The organism is Terrimonas ginsenosidimutans (assembly GCF_022012415.1).
GTDB classification, from domain to species: Bacteria; Bacteroidota; Bacteroidia; order Chitinophagales; family Chitinophagaceae; genus Terrimonas_A; species Terrimonas_A ginsenosidimutans.
The window spans coordinates 191,948-203,116 of sequence record NZ_JAKLTR010000007.1 but is presented as its reverse complement, the minus strand read 5'-3'; the positions used below and the strand labels follow the sequence as shown (position 1 = coordinate 203,116).

9 protein-coding genes are annotated in these 11,169 nt (G+C 44.2%); 1 reads left to right on the top strand and 8 read right to left on the bottom strand.

Features of this window, described 5'->3' with window-relative positions:
* Positions 1–479 precede the first annotated feature (479 nt).
* Positions 480–2,513 carry an ATP-binding protein gene (locus LZZ85_RS12830; RefSeq protein ID WP_237872290.1) on the top strand — a complete coding sequence of 678 codons (2,034 nt, stop codon included), beginning with the start codon at positions 480–482 and terminating at the stop codon, positions 2,511–2,513.
* A gap of 202 nt (positions 2,514–2,715) precedes the next feature.
* On the opposite strand, the gene LZZ85_RS12825 is transcribed toward LZZ85_RS12830, so the two are convergent.
* The 8 genes from LZZ85_RS12825 to LZZ85_RS12790 form a co-directional block, all read right to left on the bottom strand.
* The gene (locus LZZ85_RS12825) at positions 2,716–3,855 is read right to left on the bottom strand and encodes a hypothetical protein (protein ID WP_237872288.1); all 1,140 of its coding nucleotides are present in this window, start codon (positions 3,853–3,855) and stop codon (positions 2,716–2,718) included.
* Positions 3,856–3,990: 135 nt separating this feature from the next.
* Complete coding sequence (locus tag LZZ85_RS12820) at positions 3,991–4,761, bottom strand: ABC transporter permease (protein ID WP_237872286.1); 771 nt, start codon at positions 4,759–4,761, stop codon at positions 3,991–3,993.
* Complete coding sequence (locus tag LZZ85_RS12815) at positions 4,758–5,669, bottom strand: ABC transporter ATP-binding protein (protein ID WP_237872284.1); 912 nt, start codon at positions 5,667–5,669, stop codon at positions 4,758–4,760. The genes LZZ85_RS12820 and LZZ85_RS12815 overlap by 4 nt, the downstream gene beginning before the upstream one ends.
* A 155-nt stretch (positions 5,670–5,824) precedes the next feature.
* Entirely contained in the window at positions 5,825–8,257 is a 2,433-nt protein-coding gene (locus LZZ85_RS12810) for a TonB-dependent receptor domain-containing protein (RefSeq protein WP_237872282.1), read from the bottom strand.
* Positions 8,258–8,350: 93 nt separating this feature from the next.
* Positions 8,351–9,046 (bottom strand): hypothetical protein, encoded by a 696-nt coding sequence (locus LZZ85_RS12805; RefSeq protein WP_237872280.1) that lies wholly within the window; start codon positions 9,044–9,046, stop codon positions 8,351–8,353.
* 18 nt (positions 9,047–9,064) lie between these two features.
* On the bottom strand, positions 9,065–9,436 hold the full coding sequence (locus LZZ85_RS12800) for a GntR family transcriptional regulator (RefSeq protein WP_237872278.1): 372 nt from the start codon (positions 9,434–9,436) through the stop codon (positions 9,065–9,067).
* A 17-nt stretch (positions 9,437–9,453) separates the two neighbouring features.
* Positions 9,454–10,275, bottom strand: coding sequence for a hypothetical protein (locus LZZ85_RS12795; RefSeq protein ID WP_237872276.1), 822 nt, complete (start codon positions 10,273–10,275; stop codon positions 9,454–9,456).
* 9 nt (positions 10,276–10,284) lie between these two features.
* Positions 10,285–11,118 (bottom strand): ABC transporter ATP-binding protein, encoded by an 834-nt coding sequence (locus LZZ85_RS12790; RefSeq protein WP_237872273.1) that lies wholly within the window; start codon positions 11,116–11,118, stop codon positions 10,285–10,287.
* Positions 11,119–11,169: the final 51 nt, after the last annotated feature.

Sequence of the window (11,169 nt, the reverse complement as noted above, 5' to 3'; positions counted from 1 at the left end):
CGGTCAGAGCTTCCCCGGCAGGTATGTTAGCGAGGTTAAATACGAAAAACATAGCATAGTGGTTAACAGGTCATTCCTCCTCCTTATTAAACAGGTACATTCGATGAGAATGATAAGAAAAGATCTCTACGACCAATAACTGCCGTCTGCAAGCAACTGATCGGGTCGAGTTGAAGCCATCATGATCGTTTCCCAAAAACAAAAAGAAAAGGCTGATCTGCTACATGGGCTAATGGCTGGCAATGATCTTCCGTTACAAAAAAGCCAAGGCAGACAGGTCAGAAGCCGGTACGCCTGCGACACCTCATCCCCGAAAATGATCAGGCATTCAGAACCAAAATCATCGCCCAGGAACAATACACAAATGTAATCTATTGAAATTCAAACTATTTATTTCCAGATACCGGAAGGTTCCTCGAGCCCTAGAATACTAAATATTTTAGTATCTTTACTACCCGATCAAAAACGGAAAGTGAAGTATGGAACAACTCGTATCAGTCAACAATACCGGTATCGATTCCGCCGGTCTTCCTGCAGACTATATGGCGGCCGTGGGAGAATTTATCTGGAATGCCTTTGATGCAAATGCAACCCATGTCGACATTCAGTTTTCCGCCAACAGCCTCGACTTTATCTCTTCCCTCTCCATCGCCGATAATGGACAGGGAATTGATCTCGATACGATCAACCAGACCTTCGGCAACTTCATGGATTCGCTCAAGAAGTCCTCATTCAGAAAATCATCCTCTTCTGTTCGTGGTAATAAAGGAAAGGGCCGGTTTTCCTTTGCCACGTTTGCCAGTTCGGCCAGGTGGGAAACAACATTCAGGGATCCTGAATCAGACAGATTGCTGGATTATACTATCGACATCCACCGTAACAGCAAGAACAAATATGTAACAGGCAACAGGCATATCTCGAAAAACAAAGAAACCGGCACAACCGTCCGGCTGCACGAGTTGTTCGATGTAACAGCCTACTCGTTTTCCAAGCCGGAGTTCATCAACTACCTCGCGAAGGAATTCGGGTGGTTCCTGTTATTGAATAAAGAAAAGAAATTCAGGATCTCTATAAATGGAGAACCTATCTCCTATCAAACCCTGATCGCCGAAAGCGATTCGATCAGGTTTGCTGTAAACAAGGACGAAAAGCTGGCAGCATTCCGCATCACATTTGTCCGCTGGCAGGAAAAGATCGGCGATAAATTTTACTTCTACTTCCTGAACGGCAGGCAAACGGAGGTTTTCAAAGAGCTGACATCATTCAACAACAATGCACTCGGATTTAACCATAGCGTCTATGTCGAATCTGCATTCTTTGACAACTTCAATCCGAATGATAAAGAACAATCGCTTACACTGGATGGCTCGGCTACCAGATCCTCTCCTGTGTTCAAAAGCCTGACAGCCAGACTGCAAAAGCTGCTGAGAGAAAAACAGAAGAATTTTGTTAGCGAACAAGCTGCTTCCCAGCTGATCGAAGGATATGAAAGGTCTGGCGTGATCCCTGCATTTAAAACAAACAAGTATGATCAGGCACGCAAGGCAGACCTGCTCAATGTAGTAAAAGCGATCTATTGCATTGAGCCGAAACTATTTCTGGGGCTCAACAAAGAGCAACAGAAGATCAGTGTTGGGCTCATCAATATCTTACTGGAAAAAGACGAACGGGAAACGATCCTCGACCTGATCGGCCGGATCATATCCATGACCGCTGCCGAACGCAACGAACTATCCCAGGTGCTGCAAAAAACGACCATGGCCAATATCACGAAAATGGTTTCTCTGATCGAAGACCGGTACAGGGTCATTCTATTGCTTAAATCACTGGTATATGATCAGAAAAGATTTACCTCTGAGATCCGACATCTGCAAAAAGCGATCGAAGAGAACTACTGGCTGTTCGGCGAGCAATATCACCTGGTTTCCGCCAATGAAGCATTCAACCAGCTTTATGATAAATATGTCGACTTCCTGAACGGCAACCCCGGTAAAGGCAGCAGCAGGAAAGATGGTAAGATCATGTCCGCCCGGCGACCCGACCTGTTCCTTTGCCGTAAACGTGCGGTGCCTGATATGTTTGACCAGGAGCTCCAGATGGAAGAAAATATAATGGTCGAATTAAAACGTCCCTTGGTCGATATCGGGGTTGAACAGATCCGCCAGATAGAGGATTATATGGAGATCATCCGCTCAGACGATGCATTCAATTCACAAAAACGACTATGGAAGTTCATCATTATCGGTAACAAAGTGGATGAATATGTGAAGGGACAGTATGACTCGATGAAAGAAAAAAACCGCCGCTTCCTCGTAAAAGCCGCACACAATTATGAGATCTATGCTTATTCCTGGGACGATATATTCACCCTGTTCGATCTGCGGCACTCTTTCCTGGCGGATCATCTGAACTTTAACAAGGAAGTGATCAGGCATCAGTTAACGGAAAAAGGCATTGAACTGAATGGCGTAAATACGCCGGAAGAAATACTGGAAGAGATGATGGAGCATTGAGCTTTTCAAATGATCGGTAAATCATGCAGGGACAAGACCTCTATCAAAAAAGCAGGTCTGCAAGGTTCCAACGGCGGGCGTTTATGAAACATCAGCACACCTGCAGACCCATTATGAATCGCCATTCAATGACCGATGAGAACAGCCGGTCCATAGTCGCGTAAAGCTTCCTTTCGAGACCGATGTTCGTGTAACGCGGTCGTTAGTTATATTTCCCTCGTAATTTATCATTCAACTCCCCTCCGGGATATAGCGCAATGAGCCGGTCAGCGAGCTCTTTTTCTTTTCCATTATTCAAATGCAAAAGATTATTGGCTAAATAAAAATATCTTGATGCGGACGGAAGCTCCTGCAAAGCAAACTCAAACTTTTCCTTGTCAAATTCCTTATAAGTGATCAGTTGGCTGTTCCGCTTGCTGAACTTAAAAGTCAGGTATAACTCAAGGAATTCATTATACTCCTGGCTGATCATCGTGGCATGATCCAGGTTTTCTTTATTGAATTCAACAACATTACTTATTTCTTCAGGAATTTTATTGCTGAATATTTTTGATACCTCTTCTTTATTGTTCAATAACAGATACCTGAGAAATTCCTTCCGGCCAGCAAATTCAATTTCAGACTTTGTATAATTATACAGGAACGGACTAATATATTGCTGCTCCTTATTTAATAAGGTCAACAACTCCCCTACTTTGCTTTTCATTTTCTCAATGGCGAGATTGATATTTTCTACATCCTTCAATCTCACGTCAGATCTCGGGTCCAGGGTTTCATCAAGCGCATTATCCAGATCAAAGGTAGTTTGATAAAATTCAGAGTTGTATTTATTCGCATTGGAGAATTCAATCAGTGTCTTACCGTAGCGTTTCGTCTTTGTCAAGTTGACCTCTGTTTCCGTTCCCGGCTCTATCAGGTAGGTTGTGATCGGATGATCATAGAATTTCTGGCAATATCCTCTATAATATTTATCAGTTAAATTCTCAAATAACACATCGTGTCTCAGATCGAGAAATTTTCGTTCAGGCGTTATAAAAACAATAAATGGCTCATTGGACTGATCGAACACATGGTCGAAAGTTTTATCCGGCGTTAGCACTTTGAAACCTTCGGAGGTTGAATAGGGAGAATGGAAGGTGAACGTGGCAAAGTAGACGGTATCGGTAGGCCAGTTATTCACTTTACCCCTGATAGTTGTGGCTGTCTTTGTATTCAATTCGCGATCAAATGGGATTTTCTCCGGTTGTTGATTACAGGCAGGCGTGAATAACAGCAGTATGGGAACGAACCGGGAGGAGATCTTTCTGATCTGGAAAAAATCTGAGCGAAGGGATCTTATCATATTTTTGGGATAAATAATTAAACTGAACGATGGAACACAGTGATCCGAAGCAACAACATTGCTTTGAATCTTCTCTGATTCCCGTTATTGAAACATGGAGTACTTCTTTGTAAAAATGAAGCTTTCGCTTACCGGCTATTTCAGCTTTCGCCTTCTCCTGAAATCGATAAAGCCGATGACAAGGAACAGGAACGAATATCCGAATGAGGTCCATTCAACCTGGTTGAGCCGGGGACTGAACAGCGAAGAAAATCGTATGGCAGGAAAACAATAGGGAAAATAAGGAGATGCGGATGAATGATATTCAAGCACCAGCACGGTTCCAAACAACCACAGTGTTAAGCCGATTGCAATGGGAACGATGAAATTGCGCGATCTTAACCCGATCCAGAATTGCACAGCACAGATACCCAGGCATGAAAGATAGGTATGAACGTTCTCTTGCAGCACTTTACTTGCGTCAAATGAATGATTCAGAATATTGAACTGGGGAAGGATAAAATGTGAGGCAATCACTACAACCCAAATGAACAGATGACTGGCGACCAGGAACAAGATCATCAGGAGATGAATATTCAGAAACTTGGCTACAAAGACATCTTCCTTTTTTTGAGGCGATGTGAGCACTTGCTTCCAGGTGGAATTCTTGAATTCTATTTGAGGAAGAAGCGTGCAGATAAGCACAATAAACAGGGGAAACAATGCCAGCCCTGTCATATCCGATGATAACTTGAACATGGCATTGATCGGATCCTTACTGGCCCTTCCTTCCCCGGGCAGGCCATCCGCAATGATATTGATCAATAGAATAAAAGGGATCACAGCTGCGCCAATTAATGTAAAGTAAAAGGCTGCCGTGCGTTTTGATTTGAGTATTTCTGAACGAAAAGATATTATCAGGCTCATGACTGGGAAGATGTAAGGTCAATAAATAATTGTTCGAGATCGTTTTTCTGAGGACAGACAAGATATACATCAAGTGCGTGCTGCGTCAGTATCCGGGTAATATTTGCTACCTGCTGCAGGTCGTGGAAAGCGATCGATACATTCTCTTCTGCTTTTTCTGGTTGATGATCGCGCAGCAGTTCAAATGCCTTTTCGTTATCGGATGTATTTATGAGTAGTCTCGCCCCCTTTCGTTGAAAGGACTGAAGATCTGACAGCGTCCCCTGGAATAACATCTTTCCTTTCAGGATGATCCCGACGTGTGAGACCATTTTTTCTACTTCACCTAAAAGGTGACTGGAAATAACAATCGTCATGCCGTGCTCCCTGTTCAGTCTTTTGATCAGCTCACGTAGTTCAATGATGCCGGCTGGGTCAAGTCCGTTAGAAGGTTCGTCCAGGATCAGCAGTTCCGGGTCAGGTAAAAGCGCCAGTGCGATCGACAACCTTTGCTTCATACCCAGGGAAAATTTCTTCACCGTTTTTTTCCCTGTGTCACCGAGGCCAACAATATGCAGGACCTCTTCCACTCTTGCTTTTGAGGCTCCGTACACAGCCCTGTATACATTCAGATTTTCTTTCGCTGTCAAATGAGCGTAAAGGGATGGCGACTCGATCAGAGACCCTATTTTTTTAAGCACACCGATCCTGTTTGAATGAAGATGCTGCCCGAATATTTCGATGCTGCCATCCGGGGAATCCAGCAAACCAAGGATCAGGCTTAGGGTGGTCGTCTTTCCTGAGCCATTTGGGCCCAGGAAACCGTAGATACTTCCCCTTTCTACCTGCAGGTTGATCTCTGACAAGGTCTTTTCCTGGGCGGAATAGTAGTAAGACAGCGCATTGGTTTTGATAACTGGATTATTCATTTTTTAGCTTGTTATAGTATAAAATGTAAGTCTACTCAGGCATGCAGATCAATGCCTGTCGCCGTTTGGAGCGTCAAAAAAGTTTACTGGTGTAGATGGAACGCGGCGTCCGCTTCGTTACTACTACGCTAATCAGGTATCAAGGTTTTCCAACCTCACTGCCCTATCCTGTTCTGTTCTTCCCCTGCGCTGCCACTCGTCCTTTTAACAGGTGCGATCTTTTTCCCTTTGCTGAAATTGTATGTAAAGCCGATCGTAACTATTTGCGTTTCGCTACGCTGCCGGAGATTCACATCTACATTGGCATACCGGCTTTTCCCTCTCATCCTTTGACTGTAAAAAATATCCCGGGCAGTCAGGCGGACAGTGCCTTTACCTTTCAGTACCTGCTGGCTTACTCCTGCCCCGATGACCGTAACCGGTTTAACCCGTATCACTCCCTCCAGCCACCCGCTCCTGAACATGCCATTCAATTCCGCGGTAAATGTTTTGCTGATCTTGAATTGCTGTGTACCGTTTATTACAAAACTGGTAGCGGACAGCCTGATCGGGTCGTTGCTTATCACACCTTTGTATTTGTCATAGTTCACATTAATGTTGATGTTACTCGTCCACCATTTGGCAACGGGCGTATTTGCATTCACCGACAGCCCGAATGTATTCAGCGAGGAAACGTTCTCCGGCATATTGTATGCCTCCTCTCCTTTCTGCTGGATGACCTCCTGGATAATATCCTTTACATTGGTATAGTTCAGCGTGGTCGTCACCTGGTTGTTCCAGGTATGTGTGAGCTCCACATTATTACTGATGGAAGGTTTCAGATTGGGGTTACCCTGACTGTAAGTGTACCTGTCAAGAAAACGGATAAAAGGATTCAGGCTTTGGTAACTTGGCCGGCGCACCCGTCTCCCGAAATTTGCCCCGAAGTTGTTTTTATCATTTGCCTTGTACTGGAAGTACGCAGTAGGAAACAGCTGGGTATAATGCCTGCTGAAATTTTCACCTGTTGATTTTTGTTGACCGGTAGCATTGGTATTTTCCATGCGCAAGCCAAACTGTGCACTGATCTTTTTCGAGAGCGGCGTGCTTAAGTTCAGATAGGCGGCGTTGATATTTTCCTGGTACACGAAGTGATTGCTACGATTCAGATCGGGGATCACCTGCCCATACTGCACACTGTCATAACGGGCATTATTATCCGTTCTGACGATGCTGGTCTTAATACCAGCTTCAAATCTTGCGTCTTTGCCGAGAGGATGCAGGTAATCCACTTTAGCGCTATATACATCTATGTCTTGCGGCAACAATCCTGTCAGCGTATCCGCTTTACTGATCGGGTTGCCAGTGGCATCAGTATAGGAGTTCACCATGAACAGATCATTGTCCGTGATATGCTTTACGAAGTCGATATCCGAAGTGATCTCCTTTCCCTTTTGGTCCAGTATTCTCCGATAGTTCAGGTTTGCATTGATACTTTTCCAGGCACTCTCTGTATTGACAAATGCATCTGTTACGGTCTGCAGTTGTTTTACAGCATTAGAGATGAGAGTGGTATTTGGATTATCGGATGACATCTGTCTCGCATTGAGGTTAACAACGGCGCCAAAAGTTGTTCGTTTATCCGCAAAGAAATCAACCCCAAATTTTGCATTGTAGGCATTGCCTGCGGAGTTCCTCGTTGTAACCTGGTTGAAGATCTTCAAAACGGAATTATTGTTATCGTCAAGAATATTCCTGTCGATATTCATTATTTGAAATCTTTTCTGATAATTATGACTGAGGTTGGTGAAGAAATTGAATTTTGCGTTCCTGTAGTTGAAATTGAAACCCTCATTCGTTTTTGGATACTTTCCTTGTGAATAAGCGACGCTGGCAGAACCATTGAAGCCAGCGGTAATAGCTTTTTTTGTTTTAATATTGATAATGCCTGCTGTACCAGCGGCTTCATATCTCGCAGGCGGGTTGGTCATGATCTCGAGCTGATCCAACTGACTTGAGTTCATGTTGCGCAAGAGATTAGCCAGGTCTGGCCCGCTTAATTGTGTTGGCCGGCCATCCACCAGGATCAGTACTCCTTCTTTTCCTTTCAGGCTGATATTGCCGTCACGGTCAACGGTAACTCCAGGAGCTTTCTCCAGTACTTCCAAAGCAGAGGTTCCAATGTTGGTAATGGATGCTTCCACATTAACAATGGTACGGTCTATCCGTTGTTCAACCAGCGGCCGCTTTGAAGAAACGGTTACACCGGCGAGGTCCTTACTAACCGGGACCAGTGTGAGAGAGGGCACATGTACAACGGGGTCTTTGGGTGCGAGTTCTATCTTGCCTGACCACGCTTTCAAATGCCCCACAGCTGTAGCGGAAATAAGATAATGTCCGCCTGCTATGTTCTCAAAAACATAAGAGCCCTGATTATTTGTTGTTGAAAGCTTAACGACGGCAGAGTCCTTAGCACGCAGCAGGCTGATGGTGGCACCTTCCGCAGGCTTTCCATCTTTAGAAATATTTCCCGACAGCTTTCCTGTATTTTGAGCCATCGCACCTATGACGGAAAAAATAAAACAGAAGGATAAGGTTAATGATTTCATGGTAGTTTGATTTTACTTGAGTCAGGTCCGGGCATGGCGCTGCCAGTTGGCACTTTACAGGTAGCCAGCATAGGTTAGCCGATGACGGAAATATTAAGGGTTGTTAGGGATCGGAGAGATTTTTGCTTTTAATAAATGTTTGGATTGAAGTATCAGTTGCGATGTGGAGTCTGTTGCGATGGTCAGTTGACCAATCTCACTCCCATCATCCTTAAGAGAAGAGTTCTTCAATTGGATCTCCAGATTATCGATCTGTACATTATCAAGGAAAGTAGTGTTGGAATTACCGGAGGCATTTACTTTCAGGTGCCCCAACTGGATCTTCTTGCTGAAAAAAGCAAAGATGGCATCTGAGTTATACAGGTAGATAGTTGGATTTGCCATGGCGCTTTCACTGCCATTCACGAAAGAAATATTGGAATTGTAGGCAGACAGGGAAGCATTATAAGGTAAGATCAATTTTACCGCCCCACGGTTCCTGAATCGTTCCTCTTCCGCCCTGGGAGTAATGACAAGACTATCGCCTTGCTGAACAAACCGGACGAATTTTTCCTTTCCTTTTTCTACCGACAGCGTATCTCCGAATGAAATATCAACAGCGGTATTGCGGATTGTCACGATCGACACATTGGGGAAAGACTGTGTGGGAGTTCGCTGATCTGTATCGCCAGGTTTATAAATGGTATAGTGGCCAGATTTGTATTTTGCGTAGAGGGCGATATGGACCCCGGTGATCAGGAGGAGAATCGTAAGAAATCCACCCAGTAATATTTTGTTGCTCTTTTTCATAATAAAGCGGGTATAAGGTTATTTGAAATTTTGTTTTTTGAACTTTTCATACTGTGGCTTTAGTTCATCAATATCCATGTCAAGCAGGTAGATATTGCGGAAAATAGCAGGAAGTTCTTTTTCAATGAATTCCATCTTTCGGTATTGCGTGGCCTGTTTAATTGCATCCGGGCTCACAAAGTATCCGATCCCCCGCTGGTTGTAAATGATATTCTGCCCCTGCAGGAACTCGTAAGTACGCATGATGGTATTAGGATTAACTTCCAGTTGTACGGCCAGTTCCCGAACAGCAGGGATCCGTTCTTCTGTTTTCCATTTCTTTAGCAGAATATGCTCACAGATGAAATCCGCTATCTGCAGGTATATGGCTCTTGATTCTCTGAATTGCATGATAATTTTTTTAAAGGCTATACTTGTTTTTCCTTCAGACGGTAGTAGCTCACAACCCACAGGAATGGAGTGATGGCATACATCAGAACAAAATAGATCATATCGTCTATCCAGCCGGGGATCTGCACCAGGTGATCCTCACCGGCATTAAATCTGCTGACGCGGTAAGAGGTAAATCCATTTACATAGCCCCCGCGTGGCATCACGTATTCATACAAAACATAGATCAGGCAAAAGAGAAGAAAGAAGACTACAAAACTACAGATGACTGTTTTGATGAAACTATATTTCGCAAAATAGACAGAGCCAAGAAGAAAGATAGATTGTACGGTAAAGAAGATCAGCAGCACATTGAGCGTTGATATTCCATCAAAAGGCAGGATCGCGGCACGGAAGACATTAATGACACCTTCCTGTCTTATGGGATTGTGCGAGGTCAGGAACTGGTTGGATATTGTCACCATCAGAACATCCACCAGGTAAAATACGGCGGTAAAGACACTGAAAAAAATGACGATCGTGAAGAGAATACTGCACAGTATCTTTTCAACTGCGGAGGCGGGCACCAGGAGAAAATTTATTCCCTTGGCCCTTGATCCAAGGTCCCTGAAATACTGGCTGGCATAAAAAGCGCCTGTCCCAAATAACGCAAAAAAGAATGTAAGGATCTGCACTTCCTGTTGCATCGGGCTATGCGGATCAACGAGAATGGTAAAAATAAACCAGACGATCAGCAACAGGGCAAAACCGATCACAGATAATAAATAACGCTTTTTATTATCGGCCCAGTGTTTTGAGATCAATAAAGAAAATCTTCTGAAACTAAAGAATTGGTTCATAAAAGAGATTTACGGATGGAACAGTTTGGTGATTTTGCTACTGTTTGTAACGATCGCTTTGTAAAGAAGCTCCAGGTCAAGCCGGGTTTCTTCTTCTTCGCGGCTGGGGGTTACGATCACATTGCCGGCAAGGGAAGATTCGCTGTAAAGCGCGTCAGCAAGATCTGCTTCGTCAATCGCAAACCGGAAGGATAGCTTTCTCGAAATATCCTCTACATTCTGATCAAAGAGGATCTTTCCGTCATCGATGACCGTGATCCGATCGATCAGGTTTTCAAGATCTTTTACCTGGTGAGTACTGATAATGATGCAGCGTTCTTCGTCCAGCGCCTGCGCCAGTATTTTTCTTAGCTGGCTTTTACTCATAATATCCAGGCCATTCGTGGGCTCATCCATCAGCAGTAATTTGGCATTGCTGGCCAGGGCAAAGGAGATCAGCACTTTCTTTTTCTGACCATAACTCATGTTCTGCAGCGTACTGTCCGACGGTATTTCAAAAACAGCCATATAGTCCCTGAATTTATCACTGTTGAAACGGGGATAGAAAGGAACATAGCTTCTGATAAAGTCGGGAACGGGGATATCAGGCAGGTAAAATTCTTCCGGCACCATAAATACATCCTGCAGGAAGATGGGAAGCCTGTCACCCGGGGTAAAACCATTGACTGAAATAGTTCCTTTCTGAGGAAACAATAGTCCGGCGATATTGCGCAGCAGGCTTGATTTACCGGTGCCATTCTTGCCGAGCAGGCCATATACGTGACCAGCCTGGAAGCTGAGGTTCAGGCCGTTGAATACCGGCTTCTTCCTGTAAGAAAACGATAAGTTTTGGATGCTAACCATGTCTGTGATTTAGTGTACTATACAGCTAGTACACCTCAAAGATATAGTTTC